Source organism: Tolypothrix sp. PCC 7601 (genome assembly GCF_025677855.1).
Classification (GTDB): Bacteria; Cyanobacteriota; Cyanobacteriia; order Cyanobacteriales; family Nostocaceae; genus Aulosira; species Aulosira diplosiphon.
Genome location: NZ_CP064879.1, coordinates 414759 through 434141 on the forward strand (window position 1 = coordinate 414759; position 19383 = coordinate 434141).

The window sequence follows — 19383 nt, forward strand, 5'->3', positions numbered from 1 at the left end:
GTGAGACACCCATCCCACAAGAGTTTTTTATGCATCCAAATTAGCTGTGTCACAAATCGGATTCTAATAGAGTCGAATAGCACTTACTTAAGCAAACGCTGCTACCCAGATCCTCGACTTTTTCAAAAAGTCGGGGATCTCAATCTCGCGAATCAGAATTGCTTATATTTGTGCGTCAACTTTGCACCACTGTTAACAAACATTTCAACATTAAATAAGCAGAAGTAGCTCCCGGATCTTGATGTCCAATACTTCGTTCTCCCAAATAGCTAGCTCGTCCCTTTTTAGCTAACATCGGTATTGTCGCCTGTAAACTTTGTTCTGCTGCTGCTACTGCTTGCTGCAATGCTGTTACAGTGTCGCCACCTTCATCTACAGCTTGTGCAAAAGCCGTCACTGCGGGAGATAGAACATCCACCATTGTCTTGTCTCCTAGTTGAGCTTTACCACGCTGAAGCACGCCATTTAAACCAGCCTGAAGTAATACCAACAAATCCTGTTCATTCAGTTCTTGCTTATGAGCTACATCCGTACTAGCACGTAAAAACCAAGTTCCATAAAGTGGGCCACTTGCACCCCCAACACTAGAAATTAAGGTCATGCTGACTGCTTTTAAAATGCTACCAATATCTTGATCAGCAACCGTTGGTAATTGACTAACTACCTTTTGAAACCCGCGATTCATATTAATACCGTGGTCAGCATCACCAATCGCTGCATCTAATTCGGTTAAATATGCTTTATTTTGCTCTATTTCACTGGCGAATGCCTGCAACCATTGCAAAATCTGCTCTTTGCTTACCATCTGTAACCTTTGAAACCTAGATTTGCTAATATTTGGCCAAGCTAGCGTAGTATTCTATCCGAATTTTTACGGCTAAGTGTGTTTGGCAGATGTAACAGTAAGAAGTACTGAAGCTCATCCTACATATAAAAGGAGTGGATTTCGCGGGTTTATGGCATGAGAAATAATACTTATGCTCCATGAATACCCTAAGTCGGTGGGTGCAGTTGATTCCACTCTGTAATTAGTGTGCTTTCCTGCCGACTTTCTGTAAATTAGCCAAGGGAATATACATTTATGATTCGTCCTCGGTCATTAGTTTTAAAACTACTTCCTTTATTATTTTTAATTGCTTTCTTCACTACTACTTGCGTTGACTATAGCAAAAATAGTGAAAATCAGATTGCTGCCTTTGGTGCTGCGATCGCCAAACCAAAAGAGAATATTATCTATCCAGAAAATGCAGGTGTTATCAATGTTACTTCTCCTGAATATGGAGCGATACCTAATGATAGTCAGGATGATACAGAGGCTATCCAAAAAGCATTGAGTAAGTTTCCCAGTGGGGGAAAAACTATTTATTTACCCAATGGCGTATATAACATCTCAGATTCCTTACATTGGGCTACAGGTGAGCGTTTTCGCTCTGATTACAAGCGAATTGTGCTACAAGGACAAAGCAAAGAAGGAGTAATTATTCAACTCCAAGATGCTGCTCCTAAATTTCAAAACCCTAAGCAGCCTCGACCAGTTATTTCTACAGGTTTTGACCCAGACTTAAACCCCAAATCTGAAAATTTTAAAGCCAGTTTGGTAGCTCAACGCTTTGGGAATTCGGTAAGAAACTTAACTATTAATACAGGTAAGAAGAATCCAGGTGCAGAAGGACTCAATTTTGCTGCCAATAATCAAGGAGCAGTACGTAGCGTTAAAATCATCTCTGGTGATGGTCAAGGGACAACAGGTTTAGCACTAACTCATGGTGAAGTCGGCCCCTTGCTAGTTGAAGATGTAGAAATTGTGGGATTTGATACTGGAATACGTACAAATAACGGTATTAACGGTATTACCTTACAGAATATTACAGTTCGCAATCAAAGAAGCGCTGGTATATTCAATGGCGGTCAACCAATGAGCCTTGAAGGGTTCACTAGTTTTAATTCCGTCCCAGCAATTATTAATGGTAAAAATCCGAATGAAGGTAACGATCCAGGAAGTACATTAACACTAGTAAATGCCAAGCTGATCGGTCGTGGTAAAGCTAAAACTATCTCTGCAATTACTTCTGCTGGGTTTATCTATGCCAGAAATGTCGTATCCTCTGGCTACAAAGATATTCTTGCCAGTAATGCCAAAAATGCCAACAAAACTATTAAAAAAAGTGTCATCGACGAGTTTACTTCTCACCCCATCCTGGCTGAATTTCCTTCACCTTCAAAATCTTTACGGCTACCAATTAAGCAATTTCCTAAACTAGCGTGGAGTAACCCCAAAACATGGATAAGTGTAGAGAAATTTGGTGCAAAACCTAATGATAAAAAAGATGATACAGATGCTTTTCAAGCCGCTATAGATTCTGGCGCAACTACAGTATTAGTTCCCCAAACTGGAACTTTTACAATTAATGGTACTCTCCGACTTAGAGGTAAAGTGCAAAGATTTACGGGAACTGAGGGTTGGATTGAAGGCAATGGAGAGATAGTTGCAGAAAACGGCACTCAACCCATCTTAATTATTGAAAACTTCTTTGTGGGATTTGGCTCAAAATTGAAATGGAAGACAGTTGCTAATCGGACGATTGTTTATCGTAGTATTACTCACTTGAATTTAGAAAGTACAGGCTCTGGCGACCTCTTTATTGATGATGCTGTCATGGATAAATTGAGATTCAATAATTCTGCTCAACATATTTGGGCACGTCAGTTAAATCCTGAAGGTGCTAGGGAAACTAACATAGTCAATAGTGGAGCTAAACTTTGGATTTTAGGATTTAAAACCGAGCAAGGTAAAACTAAAATTGCAACTATTAAAGGCGGTGCAACCGAACTTTTAGGTGGGTTGGTTTATGCTGCTGGTAAACAAGATCCAAAAGATCCACTATTCCGCATTGTTAATGCTTCTGCCAGTTTTGTTGGCATTGCTGAAGCATCTTTTGATGGAGATAGCTATCAAATATGGGTTGAAGAAACACGGGGTAATACTACTAAAACCCTAGTGAGATCTAAGATTCCAGGTAGATATACAGCTAACGGAATAGTGATGTTAATGTATTCAGGTTTTGATCAGCCAGCAAAATAATTATTAGCGTAGGGGGGATGAGGGAGATGAGGGGGATGAGGAGGTAGGGTAGAAATAACCAACATCAAACTTAAATTACCAATTACCCATTACCCCTTACCCATTACCCCTACCCATTACCCATTACCCCTTACCCATTACCCCTTACCCATTACCCCTTACCCATTACCCCTTACCCCTTACCCATTACCCCTTACCCATTACCCATTACCCCTTACCCATTACCCCTTACCCCTTACCCATTACCCCTTACCCATTACCCATTACCAAACCCTAAATTCCCCAACGTAGGCTTGGGGTTTTAACTGGTGCATCCCAAAGCCGAATCATTTCATCATCTAGCTTCAATAGGGTAATTGAGCATCCTTGCATTTCTAAAGATGTAATATAAGGGCCAATTAAATTGCGTACAATTTGCAATCCTTGCTGTTCGCAGATTTGGGCTAGTTTGCGATAGACAAGATAAAGTTCCGAAAGGGGAGTACCACCCATGCTATTGACAAAAGCAAGTACGCGATCGCCTTTTTGCAATGGTGGATCTGTCAGTTCTACATCTACCCAATCCCCTTGCTCTGCATTCCACTCTCTAACTGTCCGGCTATAGCCTGTATCGTCAATAATTGCTCGTGCTAAACTCTCAGTAATTTCATCTACAGATTGTACAGCGATGCGTTCTCTACCTGGTTCGCCATGAATCCCAATGCCAATTTCTAATTCGCGATCGCTTAATGTAAATGTCGGCGAACCGTTAGCTGGTACTGTACAGGAAGTCAAGGCAATTCCCATACTCCGCCCATACAAATTTACTCGACGACATAAATCTGCTATTTGCTGCAAATCATATCCAGCCTCAGCTGCTGCACCACAAATTTTCTCCGCCAGTACTGTTGTACCGACACCCCGCCTGCCCTGAGTATAAAGGCTGTCTTTAACTGCGACATCATCATCAATCAAAATATTCAGCACTCGGATACCCTCACCTTGGGCTAATTCCGTTGCCATTTCAAAGTTCATTACATCGCCACTGTAGTTTTTGACGATATAAAGGATACCTGCCCCACTATTCACTTTCTGGGCTGCGGCTAACATTTGATCGGGGGTAGGTGAAGTAAAAACCTCTCCCGGACAAGCAGCATCAAGCATTCCCCTACCCACAAAACCAGCGTGCATTGGCTCATGTCCACTGCCACCACCAGAAATAATTGCTACTTTCCCCTGTACGGGCGCATCGGCTCGATAGACAAAGGTTGGTTCATAGCTCACCTGAATTAAATCAGCATGAGCCGCCGCCATACCTTCTAAGCTTTCCCGCACAAAGTCTTCTGGCTTGTTAATCAGCTTTTTCATGATCCATGCCTGCCTGAGAATTTGTTACATCCCAGGATTTATTTTACAGTTCCGTCAGGCGATCGCTTAGTTGCTGTTCTAATTGTGTAATGCGGGCTTGTAAAGGAGCAATCATCGCTTCGACTTCGTCCACCGAATAGCGGATAGGAATATGTTGGGGACAGTTTTCGCTAATTGCTTCTACATGAAACAGAATCGCTCTTTCTACTTCTGCTGGATATCCTGGCATTCTTAGCTGTTCAATTAAAGCTGGATCGTCTTCAACATATTTGCTTCTTCCCCAAATCTTGATGCGTTTGCGGTGACGATAATCCATTAAGAAGATGAAGGCTTTATCATTACCCGACAGGTTACCTACCGTAACGTACTGTACATTTCCAGTGAAGTCGGCAAAGCCCAGCGTCTTCTTATCCAACACCTTCAAAAAACCGGGCGGGCCGCCACGAAACTGAATATATGGATAACCGTTGGAACTGACTGTTCCTAAATAAAAGCCGTCGAGTTGAGCAATAAATTCCTCAATTTTTGGGGTAATGATATCATTAGCAGAACCATTGGCAATATAGCGTTCATAGGTCTGCCTCGACCCCCGTTGTTCTTGAGCTGCTAGTACTTCCGGTGTAAAAGCAATTTCTCCAAATTTGCGTGGCATAATACACTCCTAAACCGTAACAGGTTCTTCAATGCCAATCATTCCTACAAAACCAGGAAGATGTTTGATGCGATCAATCCAGCTAAGGATATTTGGGTAATTTTCTAAGTTAATCTTGCCATCAGGCGCAAGTGCAACATAAGGAAAGACTGCAACATCAGCGATTGTCGGATGTCCTAATTCCAACCATTCTCGATTTCCTAAGTGATTGTTGAGTTGCGTCAAAATGAACTCTGATTTTTGATTTGCCCTTTCAATATTGATGCTAGTGGTTTTGAATAAATGATACAAACGCGCTGATTCAGGGCCTTGGCGAATTTCTCCCGCAGTGGTTGATAACCAGCGTATCACCTGAGCTAGGAGTAAAGCTTCTAAGGGTAACCATCGATCGCCGCCATACTGCCGCGCTAGGTATACAAGAATGGCTTGGGCATCTGCCAACACTGTATTGCCATCGACTAACAAAGGCACCTGTCCAAAGGAATTTAGTTCTAAAAATTCCGGCTCTTTATGCGCTCCTGTCATCAAATCAACTTTAATCCACTCGTAATCTAAGCCCAACAGAGACAGCATTAATTTTGCTTTGTAGCTGTTACCAGATAGTTCGTGACCATAAAGCTTAATCATGAGTTAGTCCCAATCTTTTTGTACCGTCCGTTCGGTCTAGAATTACTGTACCGTTCGTTCGGTATAATGTCAACAGATAATTGCTCACCCTATAAAAATGCCTAAAGAGACTTATATTCCCTGTCTGTTGCAGCTATTTCGGCAGTATGGTTATGATGGCGCAACCCTAGCCAAGATTTCGGAAGCCACTGGACTAGGAAAAGCTAGCCTTTACCACCACTTCCCCGGCGGTAAAGATGAGATGGTGGAGGCGGTACTAGATTATCTAGAACGATGGTTAGTAGAAAATATCCTGCCATCTCTTCAGAGTGAAGGAGATGCTGTGACAAAATTGCAGCGAATGTGCGATCGCCTCAACGAACTTTATGAGGGAGGAAAGCAGCCATGTGTGTTCGCCATCTTGTTGCTAGGTTCAGCAAGAGATGTATTTCACCGTAAAGTACAAGAATTATTTCAGGGCTGGATTGATGCGATCGCCAGTGTGTTGATTGAAGCGGGTATGGATAAAGAACTAGCTAAACAACGAGCTGAAGATGCTGCGATCGCTATTCAAGGTTCGCTAATTTTATCCCAGGGCTTAGAAGATTCGGCTCCCTTTCAGCGTGTAATTCAGCAACTCCCAAAAGAACTCTGTAGGGTTGTACCAATTTAATTAGGGAAGCACAATTAAAGTAAACGTTTTTCAGGGGGAAAGGGGAAGGGGGAAAGGGTAAAAGGGAAAACTTTTACTCTTTCCCCTTCTTCTATTCAGATGTTCAAGCTAGTCATAATGAATGAAAATTCACCACTATGTATGAAAGCTGAAATGGGATTTTTCCCCCGCCCTCTTGTACAGACGCGATTAATCGCGTCTGTACAACTCAGCACTCTCAAAGTAGACGAGGTAAACAAATTAAAGATTATTAACTATTCGCTGTTGATATTCTTGTTCTGTAATCATGTCCTGAGTACTTTCTAAGCGATCAACAAAGACAATTCCGTCGAGGTGATCGTATTCATGCTGAAAAATTCGCGCCACAAAATCCGTGAGTTCTTGCTGTTGCAATTCACCATAGCGGTCAGTATATTCTACTTGAATTGTTTGATATCTGGGAACTAAACCTCTAATACCAGGAACGCTTAAACAACCTTCCCAACCTTTAACTACTTCTGTAGAATGACCAATAATTCTGGGATTGATCATTGCTGTAGGTGCCATCTCTGGAGCGTTGGGATATCTGGGATTAGGGCGAGAAGCCACAATAAATAAACGATAAGACTCTGCAATTTGCGGTGCGGCAATTCCCACACCGTTAGATTGGGCAACAGTTACTAGTAAATTTTCAATTAGGTTCTGTACAACCTCATCTTGAATATTATCAATTAAGCTAGCCGTTTGGCGTAGTATGGGATTACCTAATTGAATAATTGGCATTAATTCAGCCATCGAATAAACTCCTTAATAAATAATCACTTATTTAAACATCAAATATATGGGATTGAAAACTTTGATATTTATCTCTACCATTTAAACAAATATAATTGATAAGATATATATTATTGCAAGTTTATTGACTCATTATAGCAGTCAAATTTAATTGAAAAACCCACATATTAAAGTGGGGATTACCCAGCCTCTAGCATTCCGATTTCATTTGTAAAAACTAAAGCAGATTTGTATATTCTTCTTGCCTGTTACCCTTGCTTCCCCTAATTGTCCTGCTGGCTATAGTGATTGATTATTTTTTAATTTGGCAGTCCATTAACGAGCATTACCCAACCTATAATGGTTGGTTCATACAAGCTGACAAAGCATTTTGCATAAGCAGACACATTAGGCGTGATTAGTAATTTAATTTGAAACTTTGAGATACAATCAACTTTCACGGCGGATGGGTAAAGGCGCGGGTTTGACTGCTACTTGAGTAACTTTCCCATCTCGTTCTACTTGCATTTGTAAAGGATTACCGATTTTGCTATTTTCTACGAGCTTTTGCACGTCTTCTATTTTATTGACAGGCTGACTATCAATACTCCGAATCACATCACCAGTTCTTAATCCAGCAACGGCGGCGGGAGAACGGGGCACAATATTAACTAATAAAACGCCTTTATCAGCAGTGAGATTAATGCGATCGCCTAATTCATTATTAATTCTGTCGCGAATTTCTGGTGTTAGCGTCACCATTTGCACACCCAAATAAGGATGCTCGACTTTTCCAGTCGCAATTAACTCTTGGGCAATTCTTTGTGCAGTATTGATAGGAATGGCAAATCCCAAACCTTGAGCACCACGAATAATTGCTGTGTTCATCCCAATTACTTGACCGCGTACATTCAGCAACGGGCCGCCAGAGTTACCAGGATTAATTGCTGCATCAGTTTGAATATAATCAACACGCTTATCACTAGCACCAATATCACTGCTAGAGCGACCAGTAGCACTAATAATTCCAGATGTGACTGTATTATTTAATCCTAAAGGATTACCAATAGCGATTACAGCCTCCCCTGGTTGCAAAGCATCGGAGTTACCTAAAGCTAGAGTTGGCAGGTTATTCGCCTCAATTTTGATCACAGCTACATCAGTTACCGGATCTTCTCCCAGTACTTTACCGTTAAAAGTCCGCCCATCTTTGAGAATGACACTTACACTATCAGCGCCGTCTACTACGTGGGAATTGGTCAAAATTTGCCCAGAAGAATTAATAATAAATCCGGAACCACTACCACGTTCTATTCTTTGTCGCGGCTGAGATGGTATCTCGCCAAAAAACCGCCGAAAAAATGGATCGTCAAATTCATCTGGTGTCTGAGAGGTAACAGTTCGAGAAGAATCAATCCGAACTACAGCCGAGCCAACTTTTTGTACTACTCCCACCACAAAGTTAGGATCGTTAGAAGATGAAAAAATTGCCGGTGGCGCAATTGTGGGATCAGGGTTAGTTGGATTTTGAGGTGCTACTTGTGACTGAGCATCAGTTCCTTGTTTTTCAACGGTCTTGCTAGGTAGAAGAGAGCAACCTCCCAGAAATACCACTAAACTGACTTTTAAGAGCATTGACATCATATTATTTCTTTCCTGCTTTTGGGGTAAACCTTTGGTATCAATAATTTGGGCTGCACAGCAACTTTTGTTGATCTTCATGTGTCTTTGCTTCTCCGTGTTAGTCAGTGGGTGGTAGGATCTTGCCTACTGGGTATGCCCCAAAATGATTACAACTTAAAAGCTGGTTCCAGGTCTAGAGCATCTGAATGCTAAATTGGTGCTGGCTTGTCAGTCGTTGGGCAAAATGAAATTTATCGAGAGAGGGAACAAGGAACAGGGAGCAGTCAACAGGGAACAAAAAACAATGTGTGTAATTAATTCTGTTTAGATACTTATCTTATATTGTGACGATTAGCAGCCAAGGTGGTAGATCATGGAAATTCCTCTAGACAATTTGTGGAGTCAGGTATTAGAGCGCTTACAGCTTGAATTATCCCGTCCTACCTTTGAAACTTGGATTAAAACTGCTAGTGCGGAGCGATTAGAAAATAATTGTTTAGTAGTCTGCACACCTAATCCTTTTGCACGTAATTGGTTACAGAAATATTACATAAATACCATCGCTCATGTTGTGCAAGATATTCTCGGATATCCTGTAGAAATTTACATTACCGTTGCTCAAGGTAATGAAATGTCTCCTTTGCAGGAACGGGAAGCACCTTGGGAATTACCACCACCATCTAATATTCCCGAAAGTATTCCCAAACCTCAGCAAAAAACCCATGAATTAAATACTAAGTATGTCTTTTCACGCTTTGTAGTTGGCGCTAACAATCGTATGGCTCATGCCGCATCATTGGCGGTTGCAGAATCTCCGGGGAGGGAGTTTAATCCTTTATTTTTATGTGGTGGCGTTGGTTTAGGTAAAACCCACCTCATGCAAGCTATTGGCCATTATCGCTGGGAAATTTGTTCTGATTCTAAAATATTTTATGTCTCAACTGAGCAGTTTACTAATGATTTAATTACAGCCATCCGTAAGGATAGTATGCAAAGTTTTCGAGAGCATTATCGGGCGGCTGATATTTTATTAGTGGATGATATTCAGTTCCTGGAAGGCAAAGAGTACACTCAAGAAGAATTTTTTCATACTTTTAATACTTTACATGAGGCGGGTAAGCAAGTTGTCATCGCCTCCGATCGCCCTCCTAACCAAATTCCTCGGCTTCAGGAAAGACTTTGTTCTCGGTTTTCTATGGGCTTGATTGCTGACATCCAACCACCAAATTTAGAAACCAGGATGGCAATTCTCCAAAAAAAGGCTGAATACGAAAATATTCGGCTTACTACAGATGTAATCGAATATATTGCTTCTAATTACACTTCTAATATTCGCGAATTGGAAGGGGCTTTAATTCGGGCGCTGGCTTATATCTCGATTTGGGGTTTACCCATGACAGTAGAAAGTATTGCCCCAGTTTTAGAAACTCCTAGTGAAAAAGTAGCCGCTACCCCAGAGGTAATTTTAAAGGTAGTGGCTGAGAATTTTGATATTGCAGTAGAAGACTTAAAAAGCAACTCCCGGCGCAGAGAAATTAGCTGGGCGCGTCAAATAGGTATGTATCTAATGCGGCAACATACAGATCTGAGTTTGCCGAGAATTGGTGAAGAATTTGGTGGTAAAGATCATACAACGGTGATTTACAGTTGTGATAAAATCGCCCAGCTGCGAGAAAGCGATCGCACTTTAGTAAATACCCTCCGTCAACTGAGCGATCGCATTAATATAAATAGCCGCTCTTAAAATTTAACGAGCAAGTTTACTGGCAGTTTTCCACAGGCATGACTATCTATATTTGACTTTGACAGTCGAGTAATTCATCTTGAATATTAAGTTAAGTATAAAAATATATTAAATTTTTATTAGATTGTGGAAAAAAACTTATTATTTAAGGAAAATTTTGGGAAAAACTTGATATTTTGGAGTGAAAACTTCAATTAAGTATATATACCTTGTGGAAAAGTTGAGGGGTTTTTCCACAAGTTTTCCACAGGTAGTAAGTGATGAAATTCCCTTCAACATAAATTAGAAAGAAGTTATCCACAATTTCCACAGCTAATGTCTTGAAACCAGGGAAGAGGAAAAAACAAAGATATATTTTCATACCATTGCTGTAGAGAATGTCAGTATGTTTTACTCAACAATCAGAATCAGGTAATACTTGGAAACGGTTTTTATATTGATAAAAATCGCTAATCAAAAATTACGTTATCAGAAACAACTTACTACGTAGATGAAAATTTGATTAGTTACCAAAAAATTTAGCAAGCTACGGATATCAATACTTGTCGGTTAAAGGGAAAAGGGCAGGAAAAACCTTTAACCCTTACCCTTTCTCCTTTTCCCCAAACCAAATTCCAACTTGAAAATCCTTAACAGAGCAGTATTGCTACTGAAACTGCGATCGCCTACATTATTTTGTCGTGATAGTTTAAAAACACACTTTAAGAGCTTGCAATCTTTGTAAATTCCCCCAGCCCCCTGCTTCTTGCGCCTCAGCCCCCTGTCTCTTCTTCTTCAGTCTTTAACCGAACAAGTGTTAGTTGCGCTTGGGGGTAGGCTGTTTGCTAAATTAAATACAGCACTAAGGCTTTCTTAGTGCATAAATTCGTGCCAGTGAGTTATTAGCTAATAACTATTGTTGAACATCAAGCAAAATCACATCTACTATCCGCATCTAAACCAGATTCTCCCGACATCCTTATGTTGGCGGTGAATAACCTTGTAATGTTATAACGTCATCAGTTCTAGATGCAAAATGGGGAACACTGAATTTAGTGAGTTAATTACTTATGCTGGACGAGAGTTAGACTTGGTCTCTATCACTCTTTCCACATCTACGATTAGGGGCTTCTCAGGTTTTCCCTCGCTAATTGCGTCAACCCCGTCAGACACAATCGATAAGCAATGCTAACGCCAGCACTGCTGAACATTTTTAAGCAGGTGGGTCAATAGTAATGAATGAAGCTGAAACCTCAAATAATGGGGCTTTTATTGAATCCTTAAATTCTGCTAATTCGCCACAAACGGAGGAGGCGAGTTGTCCTTTCTATGCTGTTGTGCCTAGTGAGAATATAAAACAACAGCCGCTACTTCTCCAGCCAGCAAAAGACGAGCAGCCTGAGACTCAAGCCCCAGATTTACCAGTAGATGCAACCAAGCAAGACTGGGTTGCCGAACCAGATATTCAACAACAACTTTTGGTAAACGCAGAATTCCAGAAATTGCTGGCATTGAATCAAGAATTGCGTTCCGCTAATGATGATTTGTATGAGCAGGTAGAACACCTGAAAGATGAATTAACTGATGCTCAAAAGGCTATACAGTGGCAGAAAAAACGCTTTGGTGTCACTGAGTCCATGCTCAACCAACAAACTCAGGAACTCAATGCCGCTCAAGAACAAATAAAATCTTTATTCGAGGAATTAGAAACAGCTGTTCAAGGTGTTCAGCGTCAAGAAATTTTCATCGAAACTTATAAAGCGCAGTTACAGATTAGTCAACAACGTTTAGCGCAGTTAGAACGTGAATGTTCGCTTTTGCAAACTAACTATAGCGAACAGTCTCAGCAGTTATTGCAATCAGAAAACACTTGCCGAGAGTTGCGGACTCGGCTAATGCGGCAACAACGCCAAACCCTACAATTTAAAGCAGCTCTAGAAAAATGTTTAGAGCCGCCTGTGACTGGTGATGAGTCCTCCGAAGATACTACAAATCGTCCCCGTAATACTAATAGACAGTCAAGGTTTACGAAAAAAGCCCGGTCTTTATTTCCCAATGCCCAGCCAATTAAGCCCTGGTCAGCAGAATCGGAATCTTTAGATGATTCTTCTCAAGAATCTTCAGCAGCTTCACATCCCACAGATGAACCAAGCGTAACTCCATCTTCGCCTTGGGATTGGTCAAACAGAGAAAACACTTCAACTACAGCTAAATCAGAGGCTGCTTCAGAATCAACGCCCTTTGTCAGTTCATCGCCTAGCACTGAAAATTCTTCGACTCCACCACAACCAATCTCACCTCTCGGTTCATCAAGCATTGATGAGTTAGATAGTCTCATCCAAATGTTTTTTGCGGCTCAACCTACATCAACACCGCCAAATTCTACTGTTGAAATCACTGTAGAGAGTCAGCCAGCTAAGGATGTAACTATTTGGGAAACCGTAGCTAAAACAGTTACAGATGAAGAAGAAACAAATGCTGTAGGCGAAAGCAAACCAACTCCAAAAACTTCTAAGAATACAGAAGGAAATAACATCTCTTCATCAGCGAAAAAGGCTGCAAAATCCAATACTCAACCTGTTGCTAACACAACAGTGGCACCAGAAAATGATGACTATTGGGCAGAAATTCCCCAAATAAATCAAGTAGATGTCCCCAATGCCAATCAAAATGCATCAGGCGACGCTGCTAACGACAATCCATCACCCTCACCAGTGGTTTATCCCCAACGTCCACCCAAAGGACGTAAATCTTTGGCATCTGTAGAGTTACCGAATTTTCGGCAGAAGCGGCAATAATTAAAGTCAAAAGTCAAAAGTCAAAAGTCAAAAGTTGGAGAGACGCGATTAACCCTGTTTTGTCACTCTGGCAGTAGTATAATAAGGTAAAAATGCTAGAACCAAGACACAGAGCATGGTACAGCCCCGTCCAGCCGCACCAACAGTCAAATTTGTGGACGAATATTGCCAGTGGTATAAAAGTCTGTTTCCAGATGTTAGGAGTTTCGAGGCTTTTAAATATCTCCATGTAGGCTGCATTTCTGATCTAAAACGTAAAACATTGCCAGAAATAGCAAAAATCGTAGGATTAGATAACCAGCAAGGGTTGCATCATTTTCTAACTACATCACCTTGGGATATAGAAAAGTTAAGAACCTTAAGGTTAGAGTTAATTTTACAAGTGCTAAAAAGGTAGACCAATCATTTTAATTATTGATGAGACAGGGGATAAAAAAGAAAGGGAGCAAGACAGATTATGTGAAACGGCAGTATATAGGAAATTTGGGAAAAACAGATAATGGAATTGTGGCAGTGACAGTATATGGTGTTTTCTGTGGGATGACATTTCCATTACTGTTTGAAGTGTATAAACCCAGGGAAAGATTACAGGCAGGAGATAAGTACCGCACTAAACCAGAAATAGCAGCAATACTGATAAAAAAGCTACAATCAATGGGTTTTAAATTCAACTTAGTACTTGCAGATAGCTTATATGGAGAGAGTGGTAAGAATTTCATATCTGTATTAGATGAACTAAACTTGAACTATATAGTAGCGATTCGGTCAAATCATTATGTAGAAATACTTCCACGACAACATATTCAATATTTAAAGTGGCAGAAGTTTCAAAGGGTATTCTCTGACTTGAGTCGGGAAAATCGATTTATTAGAGAAATTATTCCGGGAAAACGTGGAGAACTTAGATATTGGCAAATTACTACAGATCCAGAAAATTTGCCTGATAACACTACTTGGTATGTGATGAGTAAATATCCAGACATTACGCCAAGAGAAGTTGGAAATTTTTACGGTTTAAGAACTTGGGTCGAGTACGGGTTAAAACAAAGTAAGAATGAATTAGGTTGGTCAGATTTTCGCCTGACTCACTACCCAGATATTGAGCGATGGTGGGAAATTATTTGCAGTGCTTATTTAATGGTTAGTCTGCATTCGGAGCAACTGTTTCAGTCTCCATCACAACGAGAGTCAAAATTTGTTTCACATCCTTGGTGGGATAATGGAAATGGCTGGAAGAACATTCTTAACAATCTTCGTTTGATTATTCAACCTTTTACTTTATTTAATCTGATATATCCCTGGTTAACGGTTTTTCCTATTCCTCAATTAGCTTTGGGTTTTTTTAAACTTCAATCTATTATTTATAGCCTCACCAGTTCAATTTTTATATCCCTGATTCACCCTGATTTCTACTTTTCCTCTGCCTAGAGTGACAAAAGAGGGTTAATCGCATCTGGAGTCAAAAGGGGCCAGTGCGTTGGGTGGGTTCCCCGACTTGTACCGCTAACGCGGAACCCGCAGGGTAGCAACTGGCTTTCAAGGGTCAAGGGTCAAAGGTAAATTATATATTTTATGCCCCATGCCCCATGCCCCATGCCCCAATCTAATTGAGAATTTGTGCTTCTGAATTTTGAATTGAGTCTTCTTGTTGAACTTTCGCCACTTGATTTGGCGATCGCGGTTTGCCTGTGATGATAGCGTAGTTAATAGCTAGTAGTCGCAGCCACAACGCCGGATAGCGGGGTTCTAGCCAAGGGCCTATTTTATTGAGGAAGCTGGCAAACCAACCATTCAATAAAGCACTAACTAGGGCATAACTACCAAAGTTAAAATAATTGCCCAGCCATCGCAGCAAATCTCTTGGCCCTGCTAGTTCCCAAATCCACAATAGCAGGGCTGGATTTTTGCGGGCTGCTTTGATGGCAAGGCGGTTAAAGGTGAACCAATCACATCGGTCTTTAATGAAATTATCCGCAACATCTAGGGGTTCATCTGCCAACAGCCCAAAGAAGGTATTCAGCATAGAGTTAATTCTTTGGGGTGGTAAGAATTTACCAGTTGGTACCATCATGCCCTTAGAAAATAGCCAAGTTACCGAAACGTTACTTTGGTAGGCGCGGATTCGGTTTAAATGGCGGAAACTTAGCAGATTATGCTTGAGGGCGATATCTAAAAGTTTTGTGAGACGTTCTAAGTTACGTACTAAAGAACCAAAGCCAGTAAATACAAGAGGCGACTGGAGTGATGCAGCATCACCGATCGCAATTAATCTATCAAAGGCAACTGTGCGATCGCTACTTCCCACACTAAAATGCCCTGGTATATAGCCAAAGGTGGGTTTTTTCCACACCAGTTTGTCTACATCACAACGCCGATATTCCGGCAGAATCGCGAAAAAGTCCTCGTACATTTCTAATAAGGAACCGGGATTTTTGGGGTTGACTTCGTGGTAATGAAACAAATAAATTGTCAATTCTTCCCCAATTCCCGGAAATAATTCCCAAATTAATTGTCTACCGCGAGATATATCTCCGTGGCTGTAGAGAACATCTCCGTACTGCGAATCCCAAACTTGTGGCTCAAATCCCTTATCAATTACTGCCCCCACCGTAGGGCAAACACTGTCAAAAGCCCGACCGCCATTTAATTGCCAAGCAATAGGGGAAGCTGTACCCATCGCATCCACTAGCAACCGTCCAGTTACTTGCTGTTCGGCTTGACTAGGTAAATGCTTGACATTAAGCAGAACTTGTGTTTTATAAATATCAGCACGTAAAAATTCTGTTTCATCCCAGATTTCACCGCCTGCGGCACGGAGCTTTTGACCGCACATTTGCAGCCATTTATCAGAGTCCAGGGCAATATTTAGCACGGTGGGAGTATGCAAAACAGGCGATCGCAATTTTGGGGGATTGTTGCCATCAAAAAATTTATTGAACCCGTCTTTATACTCACGAGCAATGACGGTTTCTAGCTCGGTATGAGTTACCAAACCTAAATTAATCAAGCTTTGCAATTCATCACGCGAAATATTCCATTCTCGATTCATCCGCCCAAAGGGCATTCGCTCTATCAGTAAAACTTTATATCCCAATTTCGCCATCACTGCCGCATGGATAGCACCTAATGCGCCACCGATGTAGATGATGTCGTAGGTAGGGGATGAGGGAGATGAGGGAGATGAGGGGGATGAGGGAGATGTTTTTCCCAATCCCTGATTCCCAGTCCCCAGTCCCCCTTGATGCGAAAACACCACCTGTCGCGGTTGCTGGGGATTCCTTACCCCTTCGCGCCATCTTTGTTCCCACCAGTAAGCGCGTGTGAGGTCATATTCCCCATTGGGCATTTTCTGAAAATACTTGACGGTGAGGGGGTAATCAGGTTGTAATGCGTCAAATATAGATTGTTGGGATAAATCAATGACTGGGGGTTCTGGGTAATTATGAGGAAAGCGGCTTCTGATGTCAGTAATCAGGCGGTGTAGAATTTGCCTTTCTTGAGGAAAAGGTCGATCTGCCCAACGGAAAACTTTTAGATATGTAGTTCGCTGTACCGACCAAACAAATATAGAAAGTTCCGTTGGCAAATTTTCGGAAATCGGTGCTGTAGCCGTTGTAGTGTCAGCAGATACTCTCAGACGCAACCCATCTGGAGTATTTATTTTTTCACCATTGTCAGGTCGAAAATCTGCTTGCAGCCAACTGCGTACAGAGGCCGTATCTGGTGTCGGAACTTCTAAATAAAGGATTTCTTTCATTTTTTTTCTGACATCTCCGCTAAATCTACTCACTAAGACAGATTTCAAGAAGGCATGAAATACGATAAACTCCGCCCTATCGGTTGCTTAAAGATTTGATGAAGAGATTTTAATAATTTGTCAAACATCTAGTTCAATCTAAATTTCTGTAAACCCACGCCATGAATTATCCCATCCCAGACAGCCCCCAAGACATTGTTGCCCTGCAACAAATACCTGTTGATGAAGAATTGGTTGCATCTGCGATCGCTGGAGTTATTAAAATTGTGCGGGCGCAGGGGCAATCTTTGGAAGAGTTAACTGCCCAAGTTTTAGCTGACGATCAAATGCTTGATAAACAGCAACGGCGCTGGTTGAGCAAGTTAGTTGCTCAAGCTTGGGAAAGTTTCTCGTAGTGGAAGCTGATAGATGTTTGCCCAGATTGCCAATCGCATTTTTTGGTGTGGGAAGTAAATTGATGTGCAGTGAGAGATTGGCAATTAGGCTGGGCATTATTTCAAGGGTCAAGGGTCAAGGGTCAAGGGTCAAGGGTCAAGGGTCAAGGGTCAAGGGTCAAAATGTTGTAGGACGTTCTACTTTGGACTGTTGACTACCATCGCAAAAAATCATAGATGTGCTGTGAATGCACAATTCACGATTCCGCAATTTTTGTATTTTCGATTTTGGGCTTTTGGATAGCAGGAAACTGAACTTCGGCTTGAGAGTGGAGTAATAAACCATACTCTAATCCTTCGACCACAGCTTGATAGGAAGCTTCTAAAATATTTGGCGAAACCCCTACTGTTGTCCAGCGTTGATGACCGTTACCTGATTCTACTAATGCCCGTGTTTTTGCTGCTGTACCTGTGTGTCCATTGAGAATACGGACTTTGTAATCTGTCAACTCAAAAGCAGCGATTTGGGGATAAAAGTTTAACAGCGCTTTGCGTAAAGCCGCATCTAAAGCTGCTACCGGGCCATTACCTTCAGCGGCCTCTAAAATATTTTTACCATTAACAGCTACTTTGATTGTCGCTAGGGCGCTGCTGCTGGCCTTACCTTCAATTAAGTCACAGTGGACTTGAAAACCCTTAACTTCAAAAAACTGGGGACGATTACCTAAAGCTTCGTGCATCAACAGGGCGAAACTCGCCTCTGCAGCTTCAAATTGATAGCCTTCACTCTCCAAATCCTTCATTTTTTGGAGAATTTGCCGTGCTTCTGGTTGTTGGGGATCTAATTCAATGCCAAAAGTTCTGGCTTTGGCTAACACATTACTCAGTCCAGATTGTTCGGAAATGACAATGCGGCGACGGTTCCCTACTTGTTCTGGCTGAATGTGTTCGTAAGTTAGGGGATTGCGTTCCACTGCGGATACATGAATACCGCCTTTGTGAGCAAATGCTGACCGACCGACAAACGGCGCGTGTTCATCAGGAGCCAGATTTACCACCTCGCTGACAAAGCGACTGGCTTCTGTAAGTTGTGTTAGCTCGTCTTCACCGATACAGCTATAACCTAACTTCAACTGTAAATTGGGAATTAAAGAACAAAGATTTGCATTACCACAACGTTCACCATAACCATTGATTGTACCTTGTACCATTGTCGCCCCAGCCATGATAGCAGCTAAAGCATTAGCCACAGCCATATCAGAATCATTATGAGTGTGAATGCCAATTTGGGGGATTGTCCTTTGTCCTTTGTCATTTGTCATTGGTTGTTGACTAAGGACAAATGACAAATGACTATTGACTGCTTGGACAATTTGACTAACTTCATGGGGTAAAGCCCCGCCATTGGTATCGCAGAGGACTAGCCATTCTGCACCAGATGCGATCGCAGTCTCTAATGTCTGTAAGGCATAATCAGGGTTGTGCTTGTAGCCATCAAACCAATGTTCGGCATCATAGATCACGCGTCGCCCTTGGCTGCGAAGGTACTCAATCGTATCGCGGATCATCGCCAAATTTTCTTCTAAACTGGTTTTCAGCCCGGCTGTGACATGTAAATCCCAAGACTTACCAAAAATTGTCACCCAGCGAGTACCAGCCGCCAGAATCGCTTGTAGCATCGGTTCAGAAGCAGCAGTGGTGTTGGGGCGGCGTGTGGAACAAAATGCCACAATTTCTGATTGTTTGAGCGGATCTTCTTGAAGTTGCCAGAAGAATTGTACATCCTTAGGATTGGCACCAGGCCAACCACCTTCAATAAAGGGAATCCCCAATTGATCTAATCTTTTGGCGATGCGTAACTTGTCTTCTATAGACACAGACAGCCCTTCACGCTGAGTACCATCCCGTAGCGTCGTGTCATAAAGCCAAATTTGGGGTGAGGGATTTTTGGTCATAAAACTGGAACATTTGAGACAACTTTTAAAGCGATGTGCC

Annotated in this window: 13 protein-coding genes and 1 pseudogene; 6 read left to right on the plus strand and 8 right to left on the minus strand. The window is 41.7% G+C overall.

Going from position 1 to position 19383, the window contains the following annotated elements:
* Positions 1-175: 175 nt before the first annotated feature.
* A complete protein-coding gene (dhaL, locus tag HG267_RS01545) occupies positions 176-805 on the minus strand; it encodes a dihydroxyacetone kinase subunit DhaL (RefSeq protein WP_045869772.1) in 630 nt (209 codons plus the stop codon).
* Positions 806-1081: 276 nt separating this feature from the next.
* On the opposite strand from dhaL, the gene HG267_RS01550 reads away from it, so the two are divergent.
* Positions 1082-3082: a glycosyl hydrolase family 28-related protein gene (locus HG267_RS01550; RefSeq protein ID WP_096621618.1), complete on the plus strand. Its 2001-nt coding sequence runs from the start codon at positions 1082-1084 to the stop codon at positions 3080-3082.
* Positions 3083-3355: 273 nt separating this feature from the next.
* Here HG267_RS01550 and dhaK read toward each other — a convergent pair whose 3' ends face one another.
* The 3 genes from dhaK to HG267_RS01565 are packed head-to-tail and all read right to left on the minus strand — an operon-like array spanning position 3356 to position 5708.
* Positions 3356-4429, minus strand: a complete 1074-nt coding sequence (gene dhaK / locus HG267_RS01555; RefSeq protein ID WP_045869774.1) for a dihydroxyacetone kinase subunit DhaK — start codon at positions 4427-4429, stop codon at positions 3356-3358.
* 43 nt (positions 4430-4472) lie between these two features.
* Positions 4473-5081 (minus strand): pyridoxamine 5'-phosphate oxidase family protein, encoded by a 609-nt coding sequence (locus HG267_RS01560; RefSeq protein WP_045869775.1) that lies wholly within the window; start codon positions 5079-5081, stop codon positions 4473-4475.
* 9 nt (positions 5082-5090) lie between these two features.
* Positions 5091-5708 (minus strand): glutathione S-transferase family protein, encoded by a 618-nt coding sequence (locus HG267_RS01565; protein ID WP_045869776.1) that lies wholly within the window; start codon positions 5706-5708, stop codon positions 5091-5093.
* Positions 5709-5805: 97 nt separating this feature from the next.
* Here HG267_RS01565 and HG267_RS01570 point away from each other — a divergent pair, with 97 nt between their 5' ends.
* Entirely contained in the window at positions 5806-6360 is a 555-nt protein-coding gene (locus tag HG267_RS01570) for a TetR/AcrR family transcriptional regulator (RefSeq protein ID WP_045869777.1), read from the plus strand.
* A 240-nt stretch (positions 6361-6600) separates the two neighbouring features.
* On the opposite strand, the gene def is transcribed toward HG267_RS01570, so the two are convergent.
* Together def and HG267_RS01580 are read right to left on the minus strand one after the other, a co-directional pair.
* Positions 6601-7134, minus strand: a complete 534-nt coding sequence (gene def / locus HG267_RS01575; protein WP_045869778.1) for a peptide deformylase — start codon at positions 7132-7134, stop codon at positions 6601-6603.
* A 429-nt stretch (positions 7135-7563) separates the two neighbouring features.
* A complete protein-coding gene (locus HG267_RS01580) occupies positions 7564-8835 on the minus strand; it encodes an HhoA/HhoB/HtrA family serine endopeptidase (RefSeq protein ID WP_063749822.1) in 1272 nt (423 codons plus the stop codon).
* A gap of 274 nt (positions 8836-9109) precedes the next feature.
* Here HG267_RS01580 and dnaA point away from each other — a divergent pair, with 274 nt between their 5' ends.
* From dnaA to HG267_RS01595, 3 genes and pseudogenes are all read left to right on the plus strand, one after another.
* Positions 9110-10480 (plus strand): chromosomal replication initiator protein DnaA, encoded by a 1371-nt coding sequence (gene dnaA / locus HG267_RS01585; RefSeq protein ID WP_045869779.1) that lies wholly within the window; start codon positions 9110-9112, stop codon positions 10478-10480.
* Positions 10481-11694: 1214 nt separating this feature from the next.
* Positions 11695-13257, plus strand: a complete 1563-nt coding sequence (locus HG267_RS01590) for a hypothetical protein (protein ID WP_194007862.1) — start codon at positions 11695-11697, stop codon at positions 13255-13257.
* Positions 13258-13372: 115 nt separating this feature from the next.
* Positions 13373-14685, plus strand: a pseudogene (locus HG267_RS01595) (IS701 family transposase).
* Between the two features lie 175 nt (positions 14686-14860).
* Here the strand turns inward: HG267_RS01595 and HG267_RS01600 are convergent.
* Positions 14861-17014, minus strand: coding sequence for an NAD(P)/FAD-dependent oxidoreductase (locus HG267_RS01600; RefSeq protein WP_045869780.1), 2154 nt, complete (start codon positions 17012-17014; stop codon positions 14861-14863).
* 161 nt (positions 17015-17175) lie between these two features.
* On the opposite strand from HG267_RS01600, the gene HG267_RS01605 reads away from it, so the two are divergent.
* Complete coding sequence (locus HG267_RS01605; protein ID WP_045869781.1) at positions 17176-17409, plus strand: hypothetical protein; 234 nt, start codon at positions 17176-17178, stop codon at positions 17407-17409.
* A 236-nt stretch (positions 17410-17645) separates the two neighbouring features.
* On the opposite strand, the gene cimA is transcribed toward HG267_RS01605, so the two are convergent.
* Positions 17646-19343, minus strand: coding sequence for a citramalate synthase (cimA, locus tag HG267_RS01610; RefSeq protein ID WP_045869782.1), 1698 nt, complete (start codon positions 19341-19343; stop codon positions 17646-17648).
* Between the last annotated feature and the right edge of the window lie 40 nt (positions 19344-19383).

What these genes read in the sequence shown, in the direction of transcription:
- dhaL (WP_045869772.1), bottom strand. Translation starts at nt 805, where the DNA reads ATGGTAAGCAAAGAGCAGATTTTGCAATGGTTGCAGGCATTCGCCAGT.
- HG267_RS01550 (WP_096621618.1), top strand. Translation starts at nt 1,082, where the DNA reads ATGATTCGTCCTCGGTCATTAGTTTTAAAACTACTTCCTTTATTATTT.
- dhaK (WP_045869774.1), bottom strand. Translation starts at nt 4,429, where the DNA reads ATGAAAAAGCTGATTAACAAGCCAGAAGACTTTGTGCGGGAAAGCTTA.
- HG267_RS01560 (WP_045869775.1), bottom strand. Translation starts at nt 5,081, where the DNA reads ATGCCACGCAAATTTGGAGAAATTGCTTTTACACCGGAAGTACTAGCA.
- HG267_RS01565 (WP_045869776.1), bottom strand. Translation starts at nt 5,708, where the DNA reads ATGATTAAGCTTTATGGTCACGAACTATCTGGTAACAGCTACAAAGCA.
- HG267_RS01570 (WP_045869777.1), top strand. Translation starts at nt 5,806, where the DNA reads ATGCCTAAAGAGACTTATATTCCCTGTCTGTTGCAGCTATTTCGGCAG.
- def (WP_045869778.1), bottom strand. Translation starts at nt 7,134, where the DNA reads ATGGCTGAATTAATGCCAATTATTCAATTAGGTAATCCCATACTACGC.
- HG267_RS01580 (WP_063749822.1), bottom strand. Translation starts at nt 8,835, where the DNA reads ATGAAGATCAACAAAAGTTGCTGTGCAGCCCAAATTATTGATACCAAA.
- dnaA (WP_045869779.1), top strand. Translation starts at nt 9,110, where the DNA reads ATGGAAATTCCTCTAGACAATTTGTGGAGTCAGGTATTAGAGCGCTTA.
- HG267_RS01590 (WP_194007862.1), top strand. Translation starts at nt 11,695, where the DNA reads ATGAATGAAGCTGAAACCTCAAATAATGGGGCTTTTATTGAATCCTTA.
- HG267_RS01600 (WP_045869780.1), bottom strand. Translation starts at nt 17,014, where the DNA reads ATGAAAGAAATCCTTTATTTAGAAGTTCCGACACCAGATACGGCCTCT.
- HG267_RS01605 (WP_045869781.1), top strand. Translation starts at nt 17,176, where the DNA reads ATGAATTATCCCATCCCAGACAGCCCCCAAGACATTGTTGCCCTGCAA.
- cimA (WP_045869782.1), bottom strand. Translation starts at nt 19,343, where the DNA reads ATGACCAAAAATCCCTCACCCCAAATTTGGCTTTATGACACGACGCTA.